This window comes from Streptomyces sp. Q2 (assembly GCF_056820935.1).
On record NZ_JBXEJE010000058.1, the window covers coordinates 372 to 25,813 of the forward strand.

The 25,442-nt window shown below is 72.1% G+C and carries 20 protein-coding genes, 1 rRNA gene and 1 pseudogene; 17 read left to right on the top strand and 5 right to left on the bottom strand.

Going from position 1 to position 25,442, the window contains the following annotated elements; translation table 11 throughout:
- The 4 genes and pseudogenes from rrf to ACWBNA_RS42130 all read left to right on the top strand — a co-directional run bounded on the left by rrf (position 1) and on the right by ACWBNA_RS42130 (position 2,551).
- Positions 1 to 90, top strand: a 5S ribosomal RNA gene (rrf, locus tag ACWBNA_RS42115).
- A 323-nt stretch (positions 91 to 413) separates the two neighbouring features.
- On the top strand, positions 414 to 1,103 hold the full coding sequence (locus ACWBNA_RS42120; RefSeq protein WP_482709924.1) for a hypothetical protein: 690 nt from the start codon (positions 414 to 416) through the stop codon (positions 1,101 to 1,103).
- Positions 1,034 to 1,627, top strand: a pseudogene (locus ACWBNA_RS42125) (tetratricopeptide repeat protein); the annotation flags it as partial. The gene ACWBNA_RS42120 and the pseudogene ACWBNA_RS42125, both read left to right, overlap by 70 nt.
- 45 nt (positions 1,628 to 1,672) lie before the next feature.
- Complete coding sequence (locus ACWBNA_RS42130; RefSeq protein ID WP_482709919.1) at positions 1,673 to 2,551, top strand: tetratricopeptide repeat protein; 879 nt, start codon at positions 1,673 to 1,675, stop codon at positions 2,549 to 2,551.
- 57 nt (positions 2,552 to 2,608) lie between these two features.
- Here ACWBNA_RS42130 and ACWBNA_RS42135 read toward each other — a convergent pair whose 3' ends face one another.
- A complete protein-coding gene (locus tag ACWBNA_RS42135; protein WP_482709877.1) occupies positions 2,609 to 3,901 on the bottom strand; it encodes a DUF1015 domain-containing protein in 1,293 nt (430 codons plus the stop codon).
- A 71-nt stretch (positions 3,902 to 3,972) separates the two neighbouring features.
- On the opposite strand from ACWBNA_RS42135, the gene ACWBNA_RS42140 reads away from it, so the two are divergent.
- The 4 genes from ACWBNA_RS42140 (at position 3,973) to ACWBNA_RS42155 (ending at position 8,138) form a co-directional block, all read left to right on the top strand.
- Positions 3,973 to 5,001, top strand: a complete 1,029-nt coding sequence (locus tag ACWBNA_RS42140; RefSeq protein ID WP_482709878.1) for an HAD hydrolase-like protein — start codon at positions 3,973 to 3,975, stop codon at positions 4,999 to 5,001.
- 109 nt (positions 5,002 to 5,110) lie between these two features.
- Positions 5,111 to 6,154 carry a FecCD family ABC transporter permease gene (locus ACWBNA_RS42145; RefSeq protein ID WP_482709879.1) on the top strand — a complete coding sequence of 348 codons (1,044 nt, stop codon included), beginning with the start codon at positions 5,111 to 5,113 and terminating at the stop codon, positions 6,152 to 6,154.
- Positions 6,151 to 7,188: a FecCD family ABC transporter permease gene (locus ACWBNA_RS42150; protein ID WP_482709880.1), complete on the top strand. Its 1,038-nt coding sequence runs from the start codon at positions 6,151 to 6,153 to the stop codon at positions 7,186 to 7,188. Before ACWBNA_RS42145 ends, ACWBNA_RS42150 begins: the two co-directional genes overlap by 4 nt.
- Positions 7,149 to 8,138, top strand: coding sequence for an ABC transporter ATP-binding protein (locus ACWBNA_RS42155; protein ID WP_482709881.1), 990 nt, complete (start codon positions 7,149 to 7,151; stop codon positions 8,136 to 8,138). Before ACWBNA_RS42150 ends, ACWBNA_RS42155 begins: the two co-directional genes overlap by 40 nt.
- Here the strand turns inward: ACWBNA_RS42155 and ACWBNA_RS42160 are convergent.
- On the bottom strand, positions 8,122 to 8,469 hold the full coding sequence (locus ACWBNA_RS42160; protein ID WP_482709882.1) for an SCP2 sterol-binding domain-containing protein: 348 nt from the start codon (positions 8,467 to 8,469) through the stop codon (positions 8,122 to 8,124). The genes ACWBNA_RS42155 and ACWBNA_RS42160 overlap by 17 nt on opposite strands.
- Before the next feature lie 42 nt (positions 8,470 to 8,511).
- On the opposite strand from ACWBNA_RS42160, the gene ACWBNA_RS42165 reads away from it, so the two are divergent.
- From ACWBNA_RS42165 to ACWBNA_RS42185, 5 genes are all read left to right on the top strand, one after another.
- Entirely contained in the window at positions 8,512 to 8,793 is a 282-nt protein-coding gene (locus ACWBNA_RS42165) for a hypothetical protein (RefSeq protein WP_482709883.1), read from the top strand.
- Between the two features lie 7 nt (positions 8,794 to 8,800).
- Entirely contained in the window at positions 8,801 to 9,616 is an 816-nt protein-coding gene (locus ACWBNA_RS42170) for a TlyA family RNA methyltransferase (protein WP_482709884.1), read from the top strand.
- Positions 9,613 to 10,518, top strand: a complete 906-nt coding sequence (locus ACWBNA_RS42175) for an NAD kinase (protein WP_217242293.1) — start codon at positions 9,613 to 9,615, stop codon at positions 10,516 to 10,518. The genes ACWBNA_RS42170 and ACWBNA_RS42175 overlap by 4 nt, the downstream gene beginning before the upstream one ends.
- 208 nt (positions 10,519 to 10,726) lie before the next feature.
- A complete protein-coding gene (gene recN, locus ACWBNA_RS42180) occupies positions 10,727 to 12,445 on the top strand; it encodes a DNA repair protein RecN (protein ID WP_482709920.1) in 1,719 nt (572 codons plus the stop codon).
- A gap of 692 nt (positions 12,446 to 13,137) precedes the next feature.
- The gene (locus ACWBNA_RS42185; protein WP_482709885.1) at positions 13,138 to 14,274 is read left to right on the top strand and encodes a glycosyltransferase family 4 protein; all 1,137 of its coding nucleotides are present in this window, start codon (positions 13,138 to 13,140) and stop codon (positions 14,272 to 14,274) included.
- Between the two features lie 12 nt (positions 14,275 to 14,286).
- Here the strand turns inward: ACWBNA_RS42185 and ACWBNA_RS42190 are convergent, their stop codons facing one another.
- Complete coding sequence (locus ACWBNA_RS42190; RefSeq protein WP_482709886.1) at positions 14,287 to 15,927, bottom strand: PucR family transcriptional regulator; 1,641 nt, start codon at positions 15,925 to 15,927, stop codon at positions 14,287 to 14,289.
- Positions 15,928 to 15,988: 61 nt separating this feature from the next.
- On the opposite strand from ACWBNA_RS42190, the gene ACWBNA_RS42195 reads away from it, so the two are divergent.
- A complete protein-coding gene (locus ACWBNA_RS42195; RefSeq protein ID WP_482709887.1) occupies positions 15,989 to 16,945 on the top strand; it encodes an LLM class F420-dependent oxidoreductase in 957 nt (318 codons plus the stop codon).
- Here the strand turns inward: ACWBNA_RS42195 and ACWBNA_RS42200 are convergent.
- Together ACWBNA_RS42200 and ACWBNA_RS42205 are read right to left on the bottom strand one after the other, a co-directional pair.
- Positions 16,932 to 18,314 carry an FAD-binding oxidoreductase gene (locus ACWBNA_RS42200; protein WP_482709888.1) on the bottom strand — a complete coding sequence of 461 codons (1,383 nt, stop codon included), beginning with the start codon at positions 18,312 to 18,314 and terminating at the stop codon, positions 16,932 to 16,934. The two genes, ACWBNA_RS42195 and ACWBNA_RS42200, sit on opposite strands and share 14 nt — an antisense overlap.
- Positions 18,315 to 18,381: 67 nt before the next feature.
- Positions 18,382 to 20,184 (bottom strand): glycoside hydrolase family 15 protein, encoded by a 1,803-nt coding sequence (locus ACWBNA_RS42205; protein ID WP_482709889.1) that lies wholly within the window; start codon positions 20,182 to 20,184, stop codon positions 18,382 to 18,384.
- A gap of 522 nt (positions 20,185 to 20,706) precedes the next feature.
- Between ACWBNA_RS42205 and ACWBNA_RS42210 the strand changes: the two genes are divergently transcribed.
- The 3 genes from ACWBNA_RS42210 to ACWBNA_RS42220 all read left to right on the top strand — a co-directional run bounded on the left by ACWBNA_RS42210 (position 20,707) and on the right by ACWBNA_RS42220 (position 25,338).
- Entirely contained in the window at positions 20,707 to 22,353 is a 1,647-nt protein-coding gene (locus ACWBNA_RS42210; RefSeq protein WP_482709890.1) for a CTP synthase, read from the top strand.
- An 85-nt stretch (positions 22,354 to 22,438) separates the two neighbouring features.
- Complete coding sequence (locus tag ACWBNA_RS42215; protein ID WP_482709891.1) at positions 22,439 to 23,065, top strand: NUDIX domain-containing protein; 627 nt, start codon at positions 22,439 to 22,441, stop codon at positions 23,063 to 23,065.
- Between the two features lie 161 nt (positions 23,066 to 23,226).
- A complete protein-coding gene (locus ACWBNA_RS42220; protein WP_482709892.1) occupies positions 23,227 to 25,338 on the top strand; it encodes a tetratricopeptide repeat protein in 2,112 nt (703 codons plus the stop codon).
- Positions 25,339 to 25,442: the final 104 nt, after the last annotated feature.

The window sequence follows — 25,442 nt, forward strand, 5'->3', positions numbered from 1 at the left end:
GAGGGAAACGCCCGGTTACATTCCGAACCCGGAAGCTAAGCCTTACAGCGCCGATGGTACTGCAGGGGGGACCCTGTGGGAGAGTAGGACGCCGCCGAACAATTCTTGGAAGGACCCCTGGTCCCCAGCGTTCAGCTGGGGACCAGGGGTCCTTTTGTTTTTCCGGAGCGCGTCGGGTACCCGACTGCGCGAGAATGACTTGCAGTACCGAAGACAGGAGTCACCGATGTCCACCAACTCTCCCGACGACCGACCGGAGCGCGACCAGCGGCGACGGGACAGTGGTGACCGCGGAGATCGGGGCGGAGACCGTGGCGGGATCCGCCGCGACAACGACCGCCGCGACAGCGGTCGTGGTGGTAGCGACCGCGGTGCCAATCCCCGCGGCGGCAGCGACCGAGGCGGTTTCCGCCGTGACGACAATCGCGGGGGCCCGCGCCGGGACGATCGCCGTGATGACCGTCGCGGCGACGACCGTGGTGACCGTGGTGGGTTCCGTCGCGACGACAGCCGTAGCGCGCCCGGCGGTCGGCGGGACGACCGTCCCGGTGAGCGGCCAGTCGGCGACCGTGGGTCTCGTCCGGCGTTCCGCCGTGACGACCGTCCTGCTGGGCCGCGTCGGGATGACCGGGGTGGTGACCGTCCTCCCTTCCGTCGTGACGACCGTCCTGCTGGGCCGCGTCGGGATGCCGGGGGTGGTGCCCGTCCCTCCTTCCGTCGTGACGACCGTCCTGCTGGGCCGCGTCGGGATGCCGGGGGTGGTGCCCGTCCCTCCTTCCGTCGTGACGACCGTCCTGCTGGGCCGCGTCGGGATGACCGGGGTGGTGACCGTCCTCCCTTCCGTCGTGACGACCGTCCTGCTGGGCCGCGTCGGGATGACCGAGGTGGCGACCGTCCTCCCTTCCGTCGTGACGACCGTCCTGCTGGGCCGCGTCGGGATGACCGGGGTGGTGACCGTCCCTCCTTCCGTCGTGACGACCGTCCTGCTGGGCCGCGTCGGGATGACCGAGGTGGCGACCGTCCCTCGTTCCGGCGTGACGGTGACCGTCCTCCCTTCCGCCGTGACGACCGCTCCGACCGCCCGGATCGCGGAGAGCGTGTAGAGCGTCGGGGCGACGACCGTGGGGAGCGCGGTGGTTTCCGTCGCGACGACAACCGTGGTGGGTCCGGCGCTCGGCGGGACGACCGTGGTGGCAACGACCGCGGGGGCTTCGTCCGCCGCGACGACCGGCGGGACGATCGTCGTGATGACCGCCGCGACAGCGGCGACCGCGGTGGTTTCCGTCGTGACGACCGTGGCGAGCGCCCCGACCGTGGCGGGTTCCGTCGTGACGACCGTAGTGATCGCGGTGAGCGCGCTGACCGTGGTGGGTTCCGGCCCGCCGATCGGCGGGATGACCGCCGGGGTGACGACCGGGGCGATCGTGGTGGTTTCCGTCGCGACGACCGTCGTGATGACCGGCGGGACGACAGCCGTGGCGAACGAGGCGGTGAGCGCGGTGGATTCCGTGGTCGGGACGACCGTGACGCGCCCCGTGGGCCCCGGCGTGACGACCGTGGTGGACGCCCCGGCGGCTTCCGTGGAAGTGATGACCGGCGTGGTGGGGACGACCGGCGTGGTGGCGGGCGTTTCCGTGACGAGCGCGACCGCGACCGCGAGCCGATCAGGCGGCTGCCGATCCCCGAGGACGTCACCGGCGAAGAGATCGACAAGGACGTACGGCAGGAGCTGCAGAGTCTGCCGAAGGGGCTCGCGGAAGACGTCGCCAAGAACCTGGTGATGGTGGCGCGGCTCATCGACGAGGAACCGGAGAACGCCTACGCCTACTCGAAGGTGGCTCTGCGGCTGGCGTCGCGTGTGGCTGCCGTGCGGGAGGCCGGCGGGTTCGCGGCGTACGCGAACCAGAAGTACAGCGAGGCGCTCGCCGAGTTCCGGGCCGCGCGGCGGATGACCGGCGGTGTCGACCTGTGGCCCGTCATGGCGGACTGTGAGCGTGGGCTCGGCCGGCCGGAGAAGGCGCTGGACATGGCCGGGGCGCCCGAGGTGCGCAAGCTGGACAAGGCGGGACAGGTCGAGATGCGGCTGGTCGCGGCCGGTGCCCGGCGTGACATGGGGCAGCTGGAGGCGGCCATCGTGACGCTGCAGAGCCCCGAGCTGGCCTCCAACTCCGTACAGCCGTGGACCGCGCGACTGCGGTACGCCTACGCCGACGCCCTGCTGGCGGCCGGTCGTGAGGGCGAGGCTCGGGAGTGGTTCGCGAAGTCCGCGGAGGCCGACAAGGACGGCAGCACGGACGCGTCGGACCGGCTCGCCGAGCTGGACGGGGTGGAGTTCGTCGACGCCTTCGACGAGAGCGAGGCGGAGGCAGAGTCAGAGGTAGAGGTGGAGGCGGAGGTCAAGGTTGACGACGACGCTGAGTCCAACGCGGCCCCCGCGCAAGCCGTCGATGTCACCGAGGGCGTCGATGTCGACGATGTCATCGAAGACGACGAAGACGACGACAGGGACGACGAGGACGACGACAGCGACAAGGGCGAGTACAAGGACTGACGACGTCCGTGAGTGAAAGGGCGGGACCCCGCGTAGGGGGTCCCGCCCTTTCGCATGTCAGGTGTTCAGCGCGCGCAGCACCAGGCCCGAGGCCGGCTTGGGGCCGAAGGACGTCGACTTGCGGGGCATGGTGACGCCCTGGCGGGCGAGGTCGCGTACGACCTCCTCGAGGACCGGGTGCATCAGGACCGCAGTACCGCCGTCGCGTTCCGCCTTCTCGACCGTGGCGGCCGTGTCGTGGATGTAGGCGATGTGGGCGGGGGAGTCCTCGGGGATGCGCCAGACGTGGTCGAGGAGGGTGGCGTGCAGGACCGTCGCGTCCAGGGTGCGCCAGGCGGCCGGACGGTCCGCGGGGATCGTTCGGGCCAGCAGGGCGGGGTCGGGGCGGTCGACGAGGTGGAAGGTGCCGTCGCCGGCCAGCAGGAACGCGTTGCCCGCGCGGGCCGCGTCGGCCAGGGCTTCCAGGGCGTCGGCCAGCGGTACTTCGAGGTGGCGGACGCGGAAGATGCCTTCCAGGGGCGCCAGGGCCTCGGCGACCGGCAGGTGGTGCAGGAGGCGGTGGATGGCGCGGACGCGCAGCGGGTAGCGGACCGTGTCGACGAGGAGGACCAGGCCGTAGTCCCAGGGGCTGGGGGAGGGGTGCTCCGCGCGTAGACGCCGGTAGGTGGCCCAGCGGTGGTGGCCGTCGGCGATCAGGGCCTGGTGGTCGGCGAGGTCGGAGCGGACCGCGGCCAGGTCGGTGGGGTCGGTGACCGACCACAGGCGGTGGCTGAAGCCGTCCTCCGTGGTCGTCGCGAGCAGCGGGGACTGAGCGGCCGTGCGCTCGACCATCTCGGCGGTGGCGGACGCGGAACCGTTGCCGCGGTACGTCAGGAGCAGGGGCTCCAGGTTCGCGGAGGTGGCGCGCATCAGGGCCGCGCGGTCGGCGACGACGTGCGGCATGACGTCCTCGTGGGGCAGGACCACGCCCTCCGACGGTTCCGACAGGCGCAGGGCACCGATGATGCCGCGCTGGAGCATGCCGTCGCCGTCGCGCTGCTCGTAGACGTACAGGCCCGGTTCGGGGTCGGTGGTGAGGACGCCCTCGGACAGCCAGCGGCGCAGGGTGTCCGCGGCCTGTTCGTTGCGGACGTCGGGAGTGGCGGCCTGGGGCAGGATCAGCCTGACGATGTTGTACGGGTCGGCGGACTGGAGGTGGTGCAGGCCGTCGGGGCGGACGACGACGTCGTACGGCGGGGAGGTCACGGCGGCCAGACTGCCGACCCGGTCGGGGTCGTAGCGCAGGCCTCGGAACGGGGTGAGTTCCAGGCCTCGGGGCGCCGTTGCTTCCGAGTGACCTGCTGTGTTCATCCCGGCATCGTACGGGTGTCGGTGGCATGCGCGATGATCGGGGAAAGCGAGCGAACGAGGAGCGATGCGGAATGAGCCAGGTCGTCAGGACGAAGCCCGAGGGCATGGGGCAGGCCCTGAGCGAGGCGTACGACACGGCGCTGCTCGATCTGGACGGGGTGGTGTACGCGGGAGGCAACGCCATCGCCCACGCCGTCGAGTCGCTCGCCACCGCGCGGGCCGGCGGGATGCATCTCGCGTACGTCACCAACAACGCGCTGCGGACGCCCGGCGCTGTGGCGGACCACCTCACCGAGTTGGGCATACCGACGGAGGCGTCGGACGTCATCACCTCCGCGCAGGCGGTGGCGCGGCTGATCGCCGAGCAGGTGCCGGCGGGGGCGCGGGTGCTGGTGATCGGCGGGGAGGGGCTGCGGGTGGCGCTGCGCGAACACGGACTGGAGCCCGTCGAGTCGGCGGACGACGATCCGGCGGCGGTCGTGCAGGGGTTCGGGGGGCCCGAGCTGCCGTGGGGCCGGTTCGCGGAGGCGAGTTACGCCGTCGCGCGCGGGGTGCCGTGGTTCGCGTCCAACACCGACCTGACGATTCCCAGCGCGCGCGGGATCGCGCCGGGCAACGGCGCGGCGGTGGAGGTCGTACGGATCGCCACGGGTGCCGAGCCGCAGGTGGCGGGCAAGCCGTTGCCGCCCATGCACCGGGAGACGATCCTGCGGACCGGCGCCGAGCGGCCGCTGGTGGTCGGGGACCGGCTGGACACGGACATCGAGGGCGCGTTCAACGGAGACGTGGACTCGCTGCTCGTGCTCACCGGGGTGACGGACGGCGCGCAGTTGCTCGCCGCGCCGCCGCAGCACCGGCCGACGTATGTCGACGCCGATCTGCGGGGGATGCTCACCGGGCAGCCGGAAGTCACCGAGGAGGGTGGGGGTTTCCGGTGTGGTGGGTGGACGGCGCGGGCCGGCGGCGAGCGGCTGGAACTCGACGGTGACGGCGAGGCCCTGGACGGGCTGCGCGCGTTGTGTGCGGCGGCCTGGACGGCGGCCGGAGAGGGCGTGTGCGCGCTGGACGGGGGGAAGGCGCTGGCAAGGCTGGGTTTGTGAGCCGTCGGGTGGTCTACCCGGCGGGGGCCGGCCGGGCCGAACCTGTGAGTGTGCGGGCCTGCGGGGCACGGGATCGTGGCCGAATGCGAGGGTAGGCTAACCTAACTGGGTGTTGGTCGACATTCCTCCCGAACAGCGCGCGGAGACCGCCCCCGTGCCCCCAACCCGCCAGGCGATACGCGCCATTGGGCTGCTCGTCTCCGTGGTGATCCTGCTGGTCGTCGCGTCGGCGAGCATCGCGATCGGAGCGAAGGCGCTGTCCATGGGGCAGGTCTGGCACGGCCTGTTCCAGGATTCGGGGACGTACGGCGACGTCGTGGTCGCCGACCGGCTGTCGAGGACCGTGCTGGGGCTGCTCGCGGGCGCCGCGCTCGGTCTGTCCGGGGCCGTGCTCCAGGCGCTCACCCGCAATCCGCTGGCCGATCCCGGACTGCTCGGCATCAACGCGGGCGCGTCCGCCGCGGTCGTCACCGCCATCACGTTCTTCGGCGTCACCTCGCTGAGCGGCTACGTCTGGTTCGCGTTCGTCGGCGCGGCGGCGGTCGGGGCGCTGGTCTGGTTCCTCGGCGGCAGCCGGGGAGCGACCCCGGTACGGCTGGCGCTCGCCGGCACGGCGATCAGTGCCGCGCTCTACGGCTATCTCCAGGCCGTGATGATCATGGATGACGTGGCGCTGTCCAGGATGCGCTTCTGGACCGTCGGTTCGCTGGCCTCCGCGAACAACTCGGCCATCCTCCAGGTACTGCCGTTCCTCGCGGTGGGCACCGTCCTCGCACTCGCGCTCGCCCGGCCGCTCAACGCCATGGAGATGGGCGACGACACCGCCAAGGCGCTGGGCGCCAACCTCAACCGCACCCGGGCGCTGGCCATGCTCTCCGCGACCGTGCTGTGCGGGGCGGCGACCGCCGCGTGCGGGCCGATCGTCTTCGTCGGTCTGATGGTCCCGCACGTCGTTCGGTCCTTCACCGGGCCCGACCTGCGCTGGATCCTGCCGTACGCCACGATCCTGTCGCCCGTGCTGCTGCTCGGAGCCGACGTCCTCGGCCGGATCGTCGCCCGGCCCTCGGAGCTCCAGGTCGGCATCGTCACCGCGATCCTCGGCGGCCCGGTCTTCATCTATCTCGTACGACGGCGGAGGACGGCGCAGCTGTGAAGACCAACCGTGCCATCAGGACTCCGGGCGGGCTCTCGCTCCGTGTGGACCTGCGTGCCGTCACCGTCGTGGGCCTGCTGCTGCTCGCCGCGCTCGCCGCGAGCGTCGTGCTGATCGGCACCGGCGACTTCCCGATCCCGGCCTCCGACGTGCTGAAGACGCTCGTCGGCGACGGCAACGCGGGACAGGAGTTCATCGTCAACGAACTGCGCCTGCCGCGGGTCCTCGTCGGACTCCTGGTCGGCGCCTCGCTGGGGGTCGGGGGTGCGCTGTTCCAGGCCATCTCCCGCAATCCGCTGGGCAGTCCGGACGTACTCGGGCTCGGGCAGGGTGCCACGGCCGGCGCGCTCGTCATGATCGTCCTGTTCTCCGGCAGCTCGCTGCAGGTCACCCTCGGTGCGCTCGTGGGCGGTCTCGCGACCGGGTTCGCCATCTATCTGCTCGCCTGGAAGCGGGGTGTGCACGGCTACCGACTGGTCCTCGTCGGTATCGGTGTCTCCGCGATCGTCACCGCGATCAACGGTTATCTGCTCACCATGTCCGACATCGTCGACGCCGCCCGTGCGGTCGTCTGGATGACCGGATCGCTCAACGGGCGCGACTGGGACCAGGTCTGGCCGCTGCTCATCCTGTGCGCCGTGCTCGTGCCGCTCGTCCTGGCCAATGCCCGCGGACTGCGGATGATGGAGATGGGCGACGACGTGTCGTACGCCCTCGGGGTGCGCGTCGAGCGGGTACGGCTGCTGTTGTTGGTCGCCGCCGTCCTGCTCACCGCGACGGCCACCGCGGCCGCCGGCCCCGTCAGCTTCGTGGCGCTCACCGCGCCGCAGCTGGCCCGCCGCCTCACCCGCTCGCCCGGCCCGAACCTGCTGCCGTCCCTGTGCATGGGCGCCGCCCTGCTGGTCGCCGCCGACTGGATCTCGCAGCGCACCTTCGGTGCCGACCAGGTGCCCGTGGGCGTGGTCACCGGCGTCCTCGGCGGCGTCTATCTGCTGTGGCTGCTGGTCACCGAGCGCAAGGCGGGCCGGATATGAGCCCGCGGAAGCCGGATACGGCCCTGCGGAAGCCGGATACGAGCCCGCACACGAGAACCCGGCCCGAGACGCGCGGCACGGCGAACGAGAACCCCCGAAGGAGCACTGTGAACCGCCTGTCCGCCGAGAACGTGACCCTCGCCTACGACCAGCGGGTCATCGCCGAGGAGCTGTCGGTCGAGATACCCGACAACTCCTTCACCGTGATCGTCGGCCCGAACGCGTGCGGCAAGTCCACGCTGCTGCGGGCGCTGTCGCGGATGCTGAAGCCGCACCAGGGCCGGGTCCTCCTCGACGGCAACGTCATCCAGTCGATGCCGGCGAAGAAGGTCGCGCGCACCCTCGGGCTGCTCCCGCAGTCGTCGATCGCGCCCGACGGCATCACCGTCGCCGACCTCGTCGGGCGCGGCCGCTACCCGCACCAGGGCATCCTGCGCCAGTGGTCGACCCAGGACGAACGGGTCGTCCAGGAGTCGATGACCCGGACCGGGGTCGCCGAACTCGCCGACCGGTATGTCGACGAGCTGTCCGGCGGCCAGCGCCAGCGGGTGTGGATCGCGATGGCGCTCGCCCAGCAGACCCCGCTGCTGCTGCTCGACGAGCCGACGACCTTCCTCGACATCCAGCACCAGATCGACGTCCTCGACCTGTGCGCCGAGCTGCACGAGGAGCAGGGGCACACGCTGGTCGCCGTGCTGCACGACCTCAACCACGCCGCCCGGTACGCCACGCATCTGATCGCCCTGAAGGACGGCAGGATCATCGCCGAGGGCGCCCCGAACGACATCGTCACGGCCGACCTGGTCGAGGAGGTCTTCGGGCTGCGCTGTCAGGTCATCGACGACCCGGAGACGGGCACGCCGCTGGTGGTGCCGGCGGCGCGGAAGGCGCGTACGGAAGCGAAGGCCGTGACCGCCGAACCGACGGTCGTGGCTAAAGGAGCTTCCTGAGCTGGAGCAGGTCCCGTAGGCCGGCCTCCAGTTTCACCCGGCCCGAGCCCCATGCCTTGGCGAAGTTCAGCTCGCCGTCGACCAGCGCCACCAGGTCGTCGCCGGCCATCGTCAGTCTGATCTGGGCCTTGTCCGGCGGAGGCCCCTGGAGCGTGTCGGTCACCCGGATCCGGCCGCCGGTCAGGCGGCCGACGAAGGTGACGTCCAGGTCGGTGATACGGCAGCTCACCGAGCGGTCCAGGGCCGCCGCCGTACGGACGTCCCCTTCGGCGCTCTGCATGTTGTCCGAGAGCTTCTCGAGTGCGGCGCGGCACTCCTCGATCGTGGCCATCGCGCTCGACGGTACCCCAGCGCTTCGAGGTAGCGTCTGGGCATGAGCGACACAGTGCCGGAGAACGAGGCACCGCAGGAAGCGCCGGTGGAGCCCGACCACGACCCCGCCGCCCCCGCCCCGCTGAACGTGCCCCGCAGCGCGACGGGCCACGCCGAGGTCGACGCCCAGCTGGAGCGGCTCGCCGATGCCGACCACCTCGCCACCGACGGACACCTCGAGGTGTACGAGGATGTACACCGGGGGCTGCGTGACGCGCTCACCGCGCTCGACGCCCGGCCGGGACCTCCGGCGCCCCCAGCGCCGTACCAGAGCAGGAGCTGAACCGAACGTGGCAGGAGTCGCACGCCGTCGTCTCGACGCGGAGCTCGTCCGCCGGAAGCTGGCGCGCTCGCGCGAACACGCCAGCCAGCTGATCGCCGCCGGGCGGGTCTCCGTCGGCAAGGCCGTCGCGACCAAGCCCGCCACGCAGGTGGAGACCGCGGCGGCGATCGTGGTCGCGGCCGACGACGGCGATCCCGACTACGTCTCGCGCGGCGGCCACAAACTCGCCGGCGCGCTCAAGGCGTTCGTGCCGGAGGGGCTGGTCGTCGAGGGGCGGCGGGCGCTGGACGCCGGCGCGTCCACCGGGGGTTTCACCGACGTCCTGCTGCGGTCGGGGGCCGCGCACGTCGTCGCTGTCGACGTCGGTTACGGCCAACTGGCGTGGTCTCTCCAGAGCGATGAACGCGTCACCGTCAAGGACCGTACGAACGTACGCGAGTTGACGCTCGAAGCGATCGATGGGGAGCCTGTGGATCTTGTCGTGGGGGATCTGTCCTTCATCCCGCTCGGCCTGGTACTGCCCGCCCTGGTGCGGTGCGTGAAGCCGGATGCCGATCTGGTGATGATGGTCAAGCCGCAGTTCGAGGTGGGGAAGGAGCGGCTGGGCAGTGGGGGAGTCGTACGAAGTCCGCAGCTGCGGACCGAGGCCGTGAGCGCGGTGGCGCGACGGGCGTGGGAACTGGGGCTCGGTGTGAAGGGTGTCACCGCGAGTCCGCTGCCCGGCCCGTCCGGGAATGTCGAATACTTTCTGTGGCTGCGGTCGGGAGCACCCCAACTGGACCCGGCCGACGTTGACCGTGCAGTGGCGGAGGGGCCGCGTTGAGCCAGAACCGAGCTCGTACTGTTTTCCTGCTCGCCCACACCGGGCGGCCCGCGGCGATCCGCAGCGCCGAACTGGTGGTGAAGGGCCTGCTGCGCGAGGGCATCGGCGTGCGCGTCCTGGAGGCGGAGGCGCTGGATCTGCCGCTGCCGGAAGAGGTGGAGCTGGTCAAGGAGGCGACTCCGCAGTGCCTCGACGGGTGCGAGTTGTTGATCGTGCTCGGGGGTGACGGGACGCTGCTGCGGGGCGCGGAGTTCGCGCGGGCGTCCGGCGTGCCGATGCTGGGCGTCAATCTGGGGCGCGTCGGGTTCCTCGCGGAGGCCGAGCGGGACGATCTCGACAGGGTCGTCGAGCGGGTGGCGACGAAGGCGTACGAGGTCGAGGAGCGGATGACCGTCGATGTCGTCGTGCATCGCAACGGCGACATCGTGCACACCGACTGGGCGCTGAACGAGGCCGCCGTCCAGAAGGTCTCCGCCGAGAAGCTGCTCGAAGTCGTGCTGGAGATCGACGGGCGGCCGGTCACCGGGTTCGGGTGTGACGGGATCGTTCTGTCCACTCCGACCGGGTCCACTGCTTACGCGTTCTCGGCGGGCGGGCCAGTGGTGTGGCCCGAGGTCGAGGCGTTGCTGATGGTGCCGATCAGTGCGCACGCGCTGTTCGCGAAGCCGTTGGTGACCTCGCCGGACTCCGTGCTGGCGGTGGAGGTGCTGCCGCACATTCCGCCGGGTGTGCTGTGGTGTGACGGGCGGCGGACGGTGGAGTTGCCGCCGGGGGCACGGGTCGAGGTGCGGCGGGGGGCCGTGCCGGTGCGGTTGGCCCGGCTGCATCACGCGTCATTCACTGATCGGCTTGTGGCGAAGTTCGCGTTGCCGGTTTCCGGTTGGCGGGGAGCGCCCCACTAGCGCCACCGGAGGGAGCGTGGGGTGGTTCGCGCGGCTGCGGGCCGGATGTGGCTCGTCGCGCGGTTCCCCGCGCCCCTCGGTGCCTCCACTCGCCCGAGTGACAAGTGAGGCCTGTGCGCATTCGTTACCTGCACCTTCACATGTCAGGGGCGGGGGCCGTCGCACTTCCCCTCCCTGACCTCGTAAGGTCGTGTCCGTGTTGGAGGAGATGCGGATACGGTCGCTCGGAGTCATCGACGACGCGGTCGTCGAGCTGTCGCCGGGGTTCACCGCTGTCACGGGTGAGACGGGTGCGGGCAAGACCATGGTGGTCACCAGCCTGGGGCTGTTGCTCGGGGGGCGTGCCGACGCGGCGCTCGTGCGGATCGGGGCCAAGAACGCGGTCGTGGAGGGGCGGATCAGTATGTCCGCGGACGCCACGGCCGCCGTACGGGCCGAGGAGGCCGGCGCCGAACTCGACGACGGGGCGCTGCTGATCAGCCGTACCGTTTCCGCCGAAGGGCGGTCCCGGGCGCACCTGGGCGGGCGCAGTGTGCCCGTGGGGGTGCTCGCCGAGCTCGCCGACGAGCTGGTGGCCGTGCACGGGCAGACCGACCAGCAGGGGCTGCTCAAGCTGTCCCGGCAGCGGCAGGCGCTCGACCGGTACGCGGGGGACGCCGTAGCCGGGCCGCTGGCCAAGTACAAGGAGGCGTATCGGCGGCTGCGGGCCGTCTCCGTCGAGCTCGACGAGATCACCACGCGTGCGCGTGAGCGGGCCCAAGAAGCCGACATGCTGCGTTACGGCCTCGACGAGATCGCCGGCGTCGAGCCGCGCGCCGGGGAGGACGTGGAGCTCGCGGAGGAGGCGGAGCGGCTCGGGCACGCGGAGGCCCTGGCGTCCGCCGCCACGGCCGCTCACGCCGCCGTCGCCGGCAACCCCGAGGATCCCGAGGGCATCGACGCCGCCACGCTCGTCGCGGGCGCGCAGCGGGCCCTGGACGCCGTGCGGTCGTACGACCCGGCACTGGCCGGGCTCGCCGACCGGATCGGGGAGATCGGGATCCTGCTCGGCGACGTGGCGGGGGAACTCGCCGGGTACGCCGACGACCTCGACGCCGATCCGCTGCGACTGGCGGCCGTCGAGGAGCGGCGGGCCGCGCTGACCGCGCTGACGCGTAAGTACGGCGAGAACGTCGCCTCGGTGCTGGACTGGGCCGAGCGCAGTGCCGCGCGCCTCACCGAACTGGACGGCGACGACGACCGGATCGGGGAACTGACTGCCGAGCGGGACGCGCTGCGGGCCGAACTGGGCGGAATGGCGCAGACACTGTCGGACGCGCGGACGGAGGCCGCCGAGCGGTTCGCGGCGGCCGTGACCGCCGAGCTGGCCTCGCTGGCCATGCCGCACGCGCGTGTGTCCTTCGACATCCGGCAGACCGAGGATCCCGAGGGCGTCGAGGTCGGCGGGCGTGCGGTCGCGTACGGGCCGGCCGGTGCCGACGAGGTCGAGCTGCTGCTGGCCCCGCATCCGGGGGCGCCGCCCCGGCCGATCGCCAAGGGCGCGTCCGGTGGTGAGCTGTCGCGCGTGATGCTGGCGGTGGAGGTGGTCTTCGCCGGGACCGATCCCGTGCCGACCTATCTCTTCGACGAGGTCGACGCCGGTGTCGGTGGCAAGGCGGCGGTGGAGATCGGGCGGCGGCTGGCCCGGCTGGCGAAGACCGCACAGGTCGTGGTCGTGACGCACCTTCCTCAGGTGGCCGCCTTCGCCGACCGGCAGCTTCTGGTGGAGAAGACCCACGACGGGTCCGTGACGCGGTCCGGCGTGAAGGTGCTGGAGGGCGAGGAGCGTATCCGGGAGCTGTCCCGGATGCTCGCCGGGCAGGAGGACTCCGAGACCGCTCGGGCGCACGCGGAGGAGCTGCTGGCGACGGCCCGGGCGGACGGGTGACGAACTGACCCGGGGCCCTGCCCCGGAGCCGAGCCGGTCTGCCTCGCCGCCCCGCCCGTTCGCCCCCTCGTCCGTTTGCCGCCCCGCTCGTTCCCTCCGGGCGTGCATTTCGTGAACCTCGTGGACGTACGGCCGGGAGGGCGGCTGCGAGGTTCGTCGCATTCTGCGGGCCGGGGCTGCTGAGGGCGGGGCCCGGGGAGGAGTTGTCCGCGGCCGCGGTGGGCGCTGCGGTGGCCGTACGGTCCGACGACGTCGGTGAGCGCGCGATGACCGGCGACACGGGGGCGCACGCGCTTTGTGCGGCCCTGGGCGGCGCCGCCGTGGTCGCGGGCGACGGCCGGGCTGCTTCGCACGCCGCCGCCGCTGCGGCCGGGTCGTGGCAGGGCGAGCGAGGTGACGCGCTCGGTGGGCGGCAGGTGACGGGACGCCAGGGAAGGGATCTGGCCCGCCTCCGAGAGGAACCGTGCGGGCACATTTGTGCGGAACTCGCCCCTCCCTCACTCGTGTGGGTGACCCTACTCACCGTGTCGCCGGGCCGACCGGCACCCGGCGTTCCCGGAACACCCGTACGTACTGGCATCCTTGGCGTAGAACGCAGTAACGCGTAGGAAGCGCGCGGTACACCCCTCCGCCCGACACCTTCTGTACGTTTCCTCGTGACCGCCCGACGCCGAACCAGGAGCCCCGGCCACGTGACCCCCGTGAGCAGCCACTCACCGCACGGCCAGTCGCCGCTGCGCACCGTACAGGTGCTGGGCGGAGGCAACGCCGGCAGCAGCGCGCACGTGCGCTCCCTGACCTCGGGGCTGGTCGAGCGGGGCGTGCGGGTCACGGTGTGCGCCCCCGTCGAGGCCGATCGCGCCTACGACTTCACCGGGGCCGGCGCCGAGCACGTGCACGTGCCGCGCAGCAGCGACCCGGGCTCCGTGGCCGCGCTGCGGATGGCGTGCACCAACGCCGACCTGGTCCACGCGCACGGGCTGCACGCCTCCTTCCGCGCGGTGCTCGCGCTCAGCGGGCGGCGTACCCCGCTCATCGTCACCTGGCACGACCGGGCGTACGCCGAGGGTGCGCGCGCCCACTTCCTGCGCCTGTTGGAGCGGCGGGTGGTGAAGGCCGCTTCCGTGGTGCTCGGCACCACCTCGGCCCTGGTGGACCGGGCGCGCCGGACGGGAGCGCGGGACGCCCGGCTCGCCGCCGTCGCGCTGCCGGGGCCCCGCAAGGCCGCCGAGCCGGAGGACCCCGACCGGCTGCGCCCCAAGGTCCGGGCCGAACTCGGCGCGACGGGACGCCCGTTGCTGATGGCCGTCGGCTCCCTCGACCGGCACCGCGGCTACGACCTGCTGCTGGACGCCACGCGCGCGTGGCGCCGCCTCGACCCGGTGCCGCTGGTGGTGATCGCGGGGGAGGGTCCGTTGCGCGTGGAGTTGCAGCGGCGGATCGAGGACGAGGGACTGCCGGTCCGGCTCATCGGGCGGCGGGACGACGTCACCGAGCTGCTCGCCGCCGCCGACCTCGCGCTGCTGCCGAGCAGTGGGGAGTCGCGGGACGTCCTCGCCCAGGAAGCCCTCCACGCGCGTGTGCCGCTCGTCGCCACCGACGCGGGCGGTGTCCCCGAACTCGTCGGCGACGCGGCCGAACTCGTCCCGGACGGGGACGCGGAGGCCTTCGCCGACGCCGTCGTACGGCTGCTCGCGGATCCCGGGCGCCAGGAACTGCTGCGGGACAAGGGCGTACGCCAGGCGGCCACCTGGCCGACCGAGGACGAGACGGTCGCCCAGGTCCTCAGCGTCTACGACGAGTTGACCCAGCCGCGGCCCCTGAGCTGACAGGCGCCGGGGCTAAGGCACGAGCCGACGCGCCCGCAGGGCCAGGCTCAACGCCAGTACCGTCTGGGGGTCGTCGAGATCGGTGCCCAGCAACTCGCCGATGCGGGCGAGGCGGTTGTACAGCGTCTGCCGGTTGAGGTGGAGTTCGCGTGCCGTCTCCGCCTTGCGGCCCGCGTGCGCCAGGTACGTCTCCAGGGTCGGCAGCAGCGGCGGCTTGGAGCGGTTGTCGTGGTCGCGGACGGGGCCGATCGCCCGGTCCACGAAGGCCGCCAGGTCCGGATCGTCGCGCAGCCGCCACAGGAGCAGGTCGATGTCCAGCCGGCGGGCGTCGTACCACGGCCGGTCCGACAGCCCCTGTGCCGCCGTCGCCGTCTCCGCCGCGTGCCTGAGGCCGGCCGAGGCCGCCGCCCAGCCGCCCGCCACGCCGACGACCACCACCGGCGGCTGCGCTCCCGGCCGTTGCATGCCGGCCCGCTCCACGCCCGTCCTGAGCGCCGCCGCGACCCGGTCCGCGACCGCTGACCGCTCCGATTCCGAACGCAGGCCCACAAGCAGCGGAACGCGGCCTTCCACAGGGCGTACGCCCAGCAGGACCGGCACTCCCACGGACGCCAGCTCCTCCGCGACCGCCCGCGCCAGGACCGCCCACCCGCCACCGGGAGAGAGGGCGTCCCCGACGCGCATCACCACCGGCAGCAGCGGGCTGTCGCCCGGTTTGAAGCCCAGCACGCGGGCCTGTGCGGGCGCGTCCTGGGCCGCGACGCGTCCCTCGGCGAGGTCGGTCAGGAAATCCCCCCGTCCCCGCGCCGCCAGCTCCTCCTCCTGCCGGGCCTGCATCAGGACCACGGCCAGGATGCCCGCGGCCCGCTCGGCGGCCATCCGGTGCACGGGGGCGAGCGGGGCGCGGACGGGAAGCAGGACGAGGCGGGCGCGGACCGAGCCCGTACTCGGCCCGCCGCCCGGCACGTCCACCAGGACCGAGCCCGCGGGCGGGGTGTCCTTGTGCTGGCCGCGCAGCCCCTCCCACACCTGGAGCGGATCCGCGCCCTCGGGGCCGGCCCCGGCGGCGTACAGGAGCAGGCCGTCCGTCGTCTCCAGGAAGACCGGGTTGCCGCCGAAGTCGGCCAGGATGCCGAGCACCTGGGGGATCCCGCCGCCGCCCAGCAGGGCCTCGGTGCACCGGCGGTGCACCTCCTCAGCCCGCTGGAGCAGCGCGTAGTGACCGTTGACGATCTCGGTGTGGATCTCCTCGGTGACCGACACGAAGGGCACCTCGCGGTGCAGTTGGACCAGCGGCAGCCCGGCCGCGCGTGCCGTGTCGACCAGGGCGGCGGGCAGCCGGGTGAAGCGCGGGCCGAGCTCCACGACGAGGGCCGCGATACCGCGCTCGGCGAGGGTGCGCACGAACGCGCGCTGTTCGGCCGGACGGGCGCCCAGGGCGTAGCCGGTCGTCAGCAGCAGCTCACCGCCCTTGAGCAGCGAGGCGATGTTGGGCACCTCCCCCGCGTGCACCCAGCGCACGGTGCGCTCCAGCCGGTCCGCACCCGCGAGGACCTCGGGCAGCCCGCTGCGCAGGCCGGGCAGCTCCAGAGCGCGCTGAACGGTGATCCCGGCACCCTGGCTCTCGAATCGGTGGTCCGTACGGCTGTCCATGCAGCGGACGCTACCCGCGCCGCACCGGGTTGGGGAGATCACCGCCGGGTAGCGGCGGGGCATGGACATCAGCGTGGTCGCCGTGGGGCGCGAGGACGACAGTCCGGTCGACGAGCCGGTGCGGGTGGCGGTGCTCGCCGACCGGCTCGGGTATCGCGAGGTGTGGGCCGGTGAGGGCCCGACCTGGGACTCCTTCGTACTGGCCACGGCGATCGGGCGGGCCACCGAACGGGTCGCGCTCACCGCCGGGCCGGTCCCGGTGTCGGTGCGTGACCCGTTCACCATCGCCCGGGGCACCGCGGGCGTCGCGGCCCTCACCGGCCGCCCGGCAGGGGTGGCGCTGGGCACGTCCAGCAAGCGGGTGGTGGAGGGCGTGCACGGGCGGCCGCGGGTGCGGCCGGCGGCCGTGATGGAGGAGAGCGCGGCGGCCGTACGGCGGTTTCTGCACGGTGTGACGGGGGAGCCGGTCGTGCCGGACAGTCCCTTCCGGCGCCGGCTGCCACCGCCCGGCGGCCTGCTCACCGTGGCGGCGTTCGGGGACCGCGCGATCGCCACGGCCGCCGCGCACGCCGACCGCATGCTGCTCGACCTCGTCTCGCCGGAGCAGGTGCGCGTGCTGCGGGCCAAGCTGCTCGCGGCGGCCGAGCGGGCCGGCCGCACCCCGCCCGCACTGGCCGCCTGGCTGCCCGCGGCGGTCGATCCGGCACCGGAGTCCCTCGCCCAGGTCCTGGGGAGCATCGCCGGGTATCTGACCGTGCCGGGCTACAGCGACATGTTCGCCGCGGCGGGCCTCGGCGAAGCGGTGGAGCTGGCCGCGGCCGGCGCCGACCGGGAAGCCCTGCTGCGGGCGCTCCCGCCCCGGGCCGCGGGCGCGGTCGGCCTGGTCGGCGACCTCGACGCCGTACGGGCCCGGATCGAGGCCTATGCCGAGGCCGGGCTCGACGAGATCGCGCTGGTCCCGGCCACGGCGGGGGACGCGGCGGGGGAGCGGACGCTGACAGCGCTCAGGCCGGTGTGATGTTGTGGTTGAAGCGGAAGACGTTGTCCGGGTCGAACTGCCGCTTCACCGCCGCCAGCCGCCGGGTGTTCTCGGCGCCCAGCCCGGCCTCGACCCGCTCTGTGCCCTCGTCGCCGATGAAGTTGAGGTAGACCGCGCCGGTGCTCCACGGCCGGACGTCGGCGCGCACGTCCCGGACCCACTGGACGGCGCGTTCGTCGTCGGCCGGGTCCTCCCAGGCCGCGAACGGGTGCACCGCCCACGGCGCGTCCCGGTACGGCACGGGATACTCGCGCGGCCCGTCGGCGATCGCGCCGCCCTGCGGGAACAGCACGTGCTGGGTACCTGACGGTACGGGCATGGAGCGCGCGCGGTCGCAGAAGACGTCCACGAAGTCGTCGGGCGCCTGCGAGACGTACTCCGCCGACCAGTAGTTCCGCAGCCCGGGCGGATCGTCGATCATGCACTGGACGTCGGCGTACGGCATCGCCCCGACGATCTCCGCCTCGTGCGGCAGAGCCAGCAGCGGCTCGGCGAGCTTGCGCATGTCCTCCTCGCCGCCGGCGTACGTCAGCAAAATCCCGCACAGCAGCGTGCCGACCAGGTGGGGCGGGACGAACTCCTCGGGCGGGCCGGTGAGATAGATGACACCGCCGGCCGCCTCGACCGGGGCGACCGCGATCAGGTCGCGGTAGGTGCGGACGACCTCGGGGCCGTGCTCCGGCAGGTACAGCAGCAGGGCGATGGAGAACGCCGGCAGTTCGTGCAGCTTCAGCGTGATCGCGGTGGCGATGCCGAAGTTGCCGCCGCCGCCGTGCAGGGCCCAGAACAGCTCGGGATTCTCGTCGGCGTTCGCGTGGATCCGGTTGCCGTCGGCGGTGACCAGCTCGACGCCGAGCAGGTTGTCGACGGCGAGCCCGCAGCAGCGGTCCAGCCAGCCGGTGCCGCCGCCCAGGACGAAGCCGCCGACGCCGGTCGTGGAGGCCCGCCCGCCGGTGGTGGCGAGGCCGTAGGGCTGGGTGGCGCGGTCGAGGTGGCTCATCGTGGCACCGCCGCCGACCCGTACCGCCTCGGCTGCCGGGTGGACGGTCACCTCGTGCATCCGCCGTAGATCGACGACCAGACCGCCGTCGTTCAGCGCCATGCCGGCCACGCTGTGCCCGCCGCCGCGGACCGCGATCTGCAGGTCCAGTTCCCGCCCGAAGCGCACGGCCCGTACGACGTCGTCCTCGTCCACGCACTGCGCGATCACGGCGGGCCGCCGGTCGATCATGCCGTTGTGGACGGCCCGGGCCTCGTCATAGCCCGGATCCCCGGGAGCGAACGCCGCACCGGTCAGGTCCTCGCGCAGCGCGGCGAGAGCCGCGCCCGCCTTCGAGAGGGAAGCCATGGCCGCCCCCTTCCTCGCAGGGGCTCGATGACCTCCAGCCTAGGCGGACACGGCGGGCCGGTCCTGTTCAGCCGCCGTAGGCCCCCGACGCCGTCAGACGCAGGGCCGTGTCGATCAGCGGCACGTGGCTGAAGGCCTGGGGGAAGTTGCCGACCTGACGTTGCAGGCGCGAGTCCCACTCCTCGGCCAGCAGCCCGAGGTCGTTGCGCAGCGACAGCAGCTTCTCGAACAGCTTGCGGGCCTCGTCGACGCGGCCGATCATCGCGAGGTCGTCGGCCATCCAGAACGAGCAGGCGAGGAAGGCGCCCTCGTCGCCGGGCAGGCCGTCGACGCCCTCGTCGGCCCCGTCCGTCGGATAGCGCAGGATGAAGCCGTCCGACGTGGACAGCTCGCGTTGGATCGCCTCGATGGTGCCGATCACACGCTTGTCGTCGGGAGGCAGGAAGCCCATCTGCGGGATCAGCAGCAGGGAGGCGTCCAGCTCCTTCGAGCCGTACGACTGCGTGAAGGTGTTGCGCTCCTTGTCGTAACCCTTCTCACACACGTCCCGGTGGATGTCGTCCCGCAGCTCGCGCCACTTCTCCAGCGGGCCGTCCGCGTCGCCGGACTCGATCAGCTTGATGGTGCGGTCGACGGCGACCCAGGCCATCACCTTGGAGTGCACGAAGTGGCGGCGCGGGCCGCGCACCTCCCAGATGCCCTCGTCCGGCTCGTCCCAGTGGCCCTCCAGGTAGCGGATGAGCTTCAGCTGGAGCAGGGACGCGTAGTCGTTGCGGGCCAGGCCCGTCATGTGGGCCAGGTGCAGAGCCTCGGTGACCTCGCCGTACACGTCCAGCTGGAGCTGGTGCGCGGCGCCGTTGCCGACCCGGACCGGCCCGGAGTTCTCGTAGCCCGGCAGCCAGTCCAGCTCCGCCTCGCCCAGCTCGCGCTCGCCCGCGATGCCGTACATGATCTGCAGGTTCTCCGGGTCACCGGCGACTGCCCGCAGCAGCCACTCACGCCAGGCACGGGCCTCCTCGCGGTAGCCGGTGCGCAGCAGCGAGGACAGGGTGATCGCCGCGTCCCGCAGCCAGGTGTAGCGGTAGTCCCAGTTGCGGACGCCGCCGATCTCTTCCGGCAGGGAGGTGGTGGGAGCGGCGACGATGCCGCCCGTCGGGGCGTACGTCAGCGCCTTGAGCGTGATCAGGGAGCGGACCACCGCCTCGCGGTACGGGCCGTGGTACGTGCAGTGCTCGACCCAGTCCCGCCAGAAGTCCTCCGTGGCCTCCAGCGACTGCTCCGGCTCCGGCAGCGGCGGCGGCTGCTTGTGCGAGGGCTCCCAGGAGATGGTGAACGCGATCCGCTCGCCGGGGGCGACGGTGAAGTCCGCGTACGTCGTCAGCGACTTGCCGTAGGTCTCGGCCTCCGTGTCGAACCACACCGAGTCCGGACCGGCGACCGCCACCGTACGGCCCTCGTGCTTGTGCACCCACGGGACGACCCGGCCATAGGAGAAACGCATCCGGAGCGCCGAGCGCATCGGGACGCGGCCCGAGACACCCTCCACGATCCGGATCAGCTGCGGGGCGCCGTCACGCGGCGGCATGAAGTCCGTCACACGGACCGTGCCACGGGGGGTGTCCCACTCCGATTCCAGGATCAGGGAGTCGCCGCGGTAGCTGCGCCGGGCCGCGGTGGGCGGCGCGGCGTCGGCCGCGTGCGCGGGTCCCAGCCGCCAGAAACCGTGTTCCTCGGTGCCCAGCAGACCGGCGAAGATGGCATGCGAGTCGAAGCGGGGCAGGCAGAGCCAGTCCACCGTGCCGTCCCGGCAGACCAGGGCAGCGGTCTGCATGTCTCCGATGAGTGCGTAGTCTTCGATGCGCCCGGCCACGTGCAACTCCAGTCGAACGGCCACGTCGCCCCCGGGAAAACAGGGGGGCTGTCGCTAGTGCGGTCAAGGGGTCTTTGTCATGCGTCGTTGAGCGATGAAGCAAAACAGTCCGTGGTGCCGTGAGGCAAAACGACAACTGTTGCTCAACGAACTGACGAGCTCTCGTTGTTCCGGTGCTTACGGGCGGGGGTGGTGCCGTGTTGCCGGCCTGGCTCGATCAGCGAGTGTCCGAGCAGGATACGACGCACCTAGATGATCCGCGTGCCGCTCCGGGCAACGTGGGTGAGCCGAACGGGTGAGCAACGGGTGAGAAACGGGTGAGGTCGTGCGGGCTGTGCCGACCCGTGTGCGGAGCGTGGCCGGAAGCCATCTCGCCCGGGCGCTGATACCCTGGTAGCCCGTGGACCGGTGGGCAAGAAACCCCCGAACCGCAGCGACGGCTCCCCCAGAAAAACCCGGTGTCTCCGGGCCGGAAGCCGCCCCGCACCCCCAGACCGCGACCACGGGAGCCCCCTCTTGGCCATGACGCCCAAATCCACGACGACCAAGCACATCTTCGTCACCGGGGGTGTCGCCTCCTCGCTCGGCAAGGGCCTGACGGCCTCCAGCCTCGGCATGCTTCTCAAGGCGCGGGGACTGCGCGTCGTGATGCAGAAGCTCGATCCGTATCTGAACGTCGACCCGGGCACGATGAACCCCTTCCAGCACGGTGAGGTGTTCGTCACCAACGACGGCGCCGAGACCGACCTGGACATCGGCCACTACGAGCGTTTCCTCGACCGCGACCTGGACGGCTCCGCCAACGTCACCACCGGCCAGATCTACAACACGGTGATCGCCAAGGAGCGGCGCGGCGAGTACCTGGGCGACACCGTGCAGGTCATCCCGCACATCACCAACGAGATCAAGCACCGCATCCGCCGCATGGCGACGGACGAGGTCGACGTGGTGATCACCGAGGTCGGCGGCACGGTCGGCGACATCGAGTCGCTGCCGTTCCTGGAGACCGTCCGACAGGTCCGGCACGAGGTCGGTCGCGACAACGTCTTCGTGGTCCACATCTCGCTCCTGCCGTACATCGGCCCCTCGGGGGAGCTGAAGACGAAGCCGACCCAGCACTCGGTTGCGGCCCTGCGCAACATCGGTATCCAGCCGGACGCGATCGTGCTGCGCTGCGACCGCGAGGTCCCGACCGCGATCAAGCGCAAGATCTCGCTGATGTGCGACGTCGACGAGGCAGCCGTGGTCGCCTGCCCCGACGCCCGCTCGATCTACGACATCCCCAAGACCGTGCACGGCGAGGGCCTGGACGCCTACGTCGTCCGCAAGCTGGACCTCGCGTTCCGCGACGTGGACTGGACGACCTGGGACGACCTGCTCGACCGCGTCCACAACCCCGACCACGAGATCACCCTCGCCCTGGTCGGCAAGTACATCGACCTGCCCGACGCCTATCTGTCGGTCACCGAGGCGCTGCGCGCGGGCGGCTTCGCCAACAAGGCCCGCGTGAAGATCAAGTGGGTCGCCTCGGACGACTGCAAGACCCAGGCCGGCGCCGCCCAGCAGCTCGGTGACGTCGACGGCATCTGCATCCCCGGCGGCTTCGGCGACCGCGGTGTGCTCGGCAAGGTCGGCGCCATCCGCTACGCCCGCGAGAACAAGATCCCGCTGCTCGGCCTGTGCCTGGGCCTGCAGTGCATCGTGATCGAGGCCGCCCGGAACCTGGCCGACATCCCCGACGCCAACTCCACCGAGTTCGACGCTGCCACCGGCCACCCGGTCATCTCCACCATGGCCGAGCAGCTCGACATCGTCGCCGGCGAGGGTGACATGGGCGGCACGATGCGCCTGGGCATGTATCCGGCCAAGCTGGCCGAGGGCTCGATCGTGCGCGAGGTGTACGACGGCAAGGAGTACGTCGAGGAGCGCCACCGGCACCGCTACGAGGTGAACAACGCCTACCGCGCCGAGCTGGAGAAGAAGGCGGGCATCCTGTTCTCCGGCACCTCGCCGGACGGCAAGCTCGTCGAGTACGTCGAGTACCCGCGCGAGGTCCACCCCTACCTGGTCGCGACGCAGGCGCACCCGGAGCTGCGCTCGCGCCCGACGCGTCCGCACCCGCTGTTCGCCGGGCTCGTGAAGGCCTCGGTCGAGCGGAAGAATTCGTAGCAGCACAACAGTTGTACGGTGGCCGGGGCGCGCGCATTCAAAAGGTGGGCGCCCCGGCCTCTTTGCGCACGTGGAAGGACAGGGCATGACGATCAAGGACACCCCCGAGGCGTGGGAGATCCGGTCCACCGAGACTCCTTTCGTGGGCAACAAGACCTCCGTCCGCACGGACGAGGTGGTCATGCCCGACGGTTCGGTGGTCGGCCGTGACTACCAGGTCCACCCCGGCTCCGTCGCCGTCGTCGCCCTCGACAGCGAGGACCGTGTCCTGCTCATCAAGCAGTACCGGCACCCGGTGCGGCAGAAGCTGTGGGAGATCCCGGCCGGCCTGCTCGACGTTCCCGGCGAGAACCCGCTGCACGCGGCCCAGCGCGAGCTGTACGAGGAGGCGCACGTCAAGGCCGAGGACTGGCGGGTCCTCACCGACGTGTACACGACGGCCGGCGGCTGTGACGAGGCCGTACGGATCTTCCTCGCCCGTGGTCTGTCCGAGGCCGAGGGGGAGCGCTTCGAGGTGGAGGACGAGGAGGCCGACATGGAGCACGCGCGCGTGCCGGTCGACGAGCTCGTCCGGGGCGTGCTCGCGGGGGAGCTGCACAACAACTGCCTCGTCGTCGGTGTGCTCTCCCTGGTCGCCGCGCGCGGCGGTGACGGGCTCGACGCGCTGCGTCCGGCCGAGGCGCCCTGGCCCGCGCGACCGTTCGAGTCCTGAACCCACACACCCTGCCACTCATGTGACCATCGGCTGATCCGATCGGGGGATGTGCCCGCCGCGCTCCACACGGAACGTAGCAGAGCGTGAACTAGGCTCTGGAAACGCCCGAACCGGAGTCCCGGCGGGCTTGCGCGTGCGGTGGGACGGGAGTGTGGCCCGTGACGGATCAGGCGGTGGACACAGGCGGCGTGCGGCTGTCCGGAGACGCTGCTGCGGGGTCTCGATTCCTGGGCCGCACAAGAGAGTTGAAAGAACTCCGCGCCGACATCGAGCGCGCCGGCCTGGACACCATCTCCGGCCGCAAGGCTCCCCGCGCGCGCGTGCTCCTCATCGCGGGCAAGCCCGGCTCGGGTCGTACGGCGCTCGCTGAGGAACTCGTACGGCAGGTAGCGGACCGTTACCGGGACGGCGTGCTGCGGACCCGGCTCAGCGAGCCCGACGGCACGCCCGTGCCGACCGAGTTCACCGCCCGCGAACTGCTGGCCGCGCTGGAGCTGCCGACGCCCGCCGGAGCCGCCGAGGACGACCTCACGGCGGCGCTCCGCGAGGGCCTCGCCGATCGCCGCGTGCTGCTCCTGCTCGACGACGCGGCCACCGCCGAGCAGGTCGACGCCCTGCTGCCGGACACGCCGGACTGCCTGGTGGTGGCCGTCTCGGGGGGCCCGCTGACCGGGATCGCGGACGTCCGACCGTGCACCCTGGGCGGCCTCGACACCAAGTCCGCCATCGAACTGCTGTCCCGGCACACCGGCTCCGTCCGCATCACCGTCGACCCCCGTGCCGCCGAAGGCCTGGTCGAGGAATGCCAGGCCCAGCCCGCCGCCCTGACGCTCGCGGGCGGCTGGCTCGCCGCCCGCCCCAAGGCGGCCGTCGCCGACCTCGCCAAGCACCTGCACACCGAGAGTGACGAAGGAACGACCCCGCTCAGCAGGGTGTTCCGGCTCGCCTACGTGTCCCTGCCCGCTCCGGCCGCCCGGATACTGCGACTGCTCTGCCTCGCTCCGGCCGGCCTCGTAGACCCGCACACCGCCTCCTCGCTCGCCGGCTGTTCGGTGGGCGGCGCCCGCACCACCCTGGACGACTTCGTCGCCCTCGGCCTGCTGCACGCCGTGCCCTCGCCGCTGCCGCAGTACGAGGTGCCGGGCTGCCTGCAGCCGCTGCTGAAGGCGCTCGCCGAGTCCCAGGACCGCCCCGCCGAACTCCAGCTGGCTCGCGCCCGGATGCTGGAGCGGAACGTACGGCTGCTGCAGTCCTGCCGGGCGATCACCGAGACCGACGACCCCGAGACACGCGAGAAGCTCCAGGGCATGCCGCGCTCCCTGCGCTTCCCGAGCCCGAGGGCGGCCGCCGACTGGCTGAGCATCCGCAGGCCCGCGCTGCTCGCCGCGGCCCGCCTCGCGGTCGCCGACGGCGAGCTGGACACCCTCGCCCGGCGCCTGATGTCCCAGCTCGTGCGGGCGATGGTCGCCCACTTCGGCACCCAGGCCGCCGCGCCCGACCTGTACGGCATCCACCGCCTCGTCCTCGACGTGGCCGAGCGCCGCGAGCTGCCCCGTGAGAAGGCCGCCGCCCTGCTGAACCTCGCCGACCTGGACGCCCGGACCGGCCGTACGACGAAGGCCCTGGCCCGTTACCGGGCGGCTCTGGACGCCGGACGGGAGGCGAACGACCCGTACGCGACCGGCCGCGCGATGGAATCCGTAGGCGGCGCGCACCTGGAGCTCGGGGACTACGACCGGGCGGCCGACTGGTACGGCCGGGCCCTCGTCCAGCGCCTGGCCCGCGACGAGCGCGCGGACGCCGCGCGGCTGTACGGCCGTATCGCCGAGGCCCACACCTACGCGGGCCGGTACGGCGAGGCGCAGCGCAACTGGCGGGCCGCGGTCGCCGGATACCGCAAGAACGGCGATGTGGCCGCCCACGCACGGGCGTTGAGCGAACTCGCGCGCGTCCAGGAGTACGCCGGACGGCCCGAAGAGTCGTTGCACACCTGCCAGGAGGCCGTGGAGTGGGCGCGTCGCGCCGAGGACGTACGGCTGCAGGCCGCACTGCAGTTGCGGCTCGCCGACACGCTGGAGCACCTCGGCGATCCGACGGCCGCGGCGCTGCACCGGAGCACGGCCGAGCAGCTGCTGGGGGAGGAGCTCCAGGAGGCCGACGAGGAGGCCGGGGGGCCCGATGAAGGGCCCGTTTCCGTGCCGGAACCCCTCGATCTGCCGGAACAGGGCGCTAACACCTGCGAAATCCGAAGTACATCCGCTGAAGATTGATGCAATGAAAGGCTAGACAGCGGGAACACCTTCATTAGACTGGCTCTGCCGCACCTTCTCCTGCGGTGCATCCCGGTGTGCCCTTGCATGCCTGGGTATGTCTT

What these genes read in the sequence shown, in the direction of transcription:
- ACWBNA_RS42135 (WP_482709877.1), bottom strand. Translation starts at nt 3,901, where the DNA reads ATGAACACAGCAGGTCACTCGGAAGCAACGGCGCCCCGAGGCCTGGAA.
- ACWBNA_RS42140 (WP_482709878.1), top strand. Translation starts at nt 3,973, where the DNA reads ATGAGCCAGGTCGTCAGGACGAAGCCCGAGGGCATGGGGCAGGCCCTG.
- ACWBNA_RS42160 (WP_482709882.1), bottom strand. Translation starts at nt 8,469, where the DNA reads ATGGCCACGATCGAGGAGTGCCGCGCCGCACTCGAGAAGCTCTCGGAC.
- ACWBNA_RS42165 (WP_482709883.1), top strand. Translation starts at nt 8,512, where the DNA reads ATGAGCGACACAGTGCCGGAGAACGAGGCACCGCAGGAAGCGCCGGTG.
- recN (WP_482709920.1), top strand. Translation starts at nt 10,727, where the DNA reads ATGCGGATACGGTCGCTCGGAGTCATCGACGACGCGGTCGTCGAGCTG.
- ACWBNA_RS42190 (WP_482709886.1), bottom strand. Translation starts at nt 15,927, where the DNA reads ATGGACAGCCGTACGGACCACCGATTCGAGAGCCAGGGTGCCGGGATC.
- ACWBNA_RS42195 (WP_482709887.1), top strand. Translation starts at nt 15,989, where the DNA reads ATGGACATCAGCGTGGTCGCCGTGGGGCGCGAGGACGACAGTCCGGTC.
- ACWBNA_RS42200 (WP_482709888.1), bottom strand. Translation starts at nt 18,314, where the DNA reads ATGGCTTCCCTCTCGAAGGCGGGCGCGGCTCTCGCCGCGCTGCGCGAG.
- ACWBNA_RS42210 (WP_482709890.1), top strand. Translation starts at nt 20,707, where the DNA reads ATGACGCCCAAATCCACGACGACCAAGCACATCTTCGTCACCGGGGGT.
- ACWBNA_RS42215 (WP_482709891.1), top strand. Translation starts at nt 22,439, where the DNA reads ATGACGATCAAGGACACCCCCGAGGCGTGGGAGATCCGGTCCACCGAG.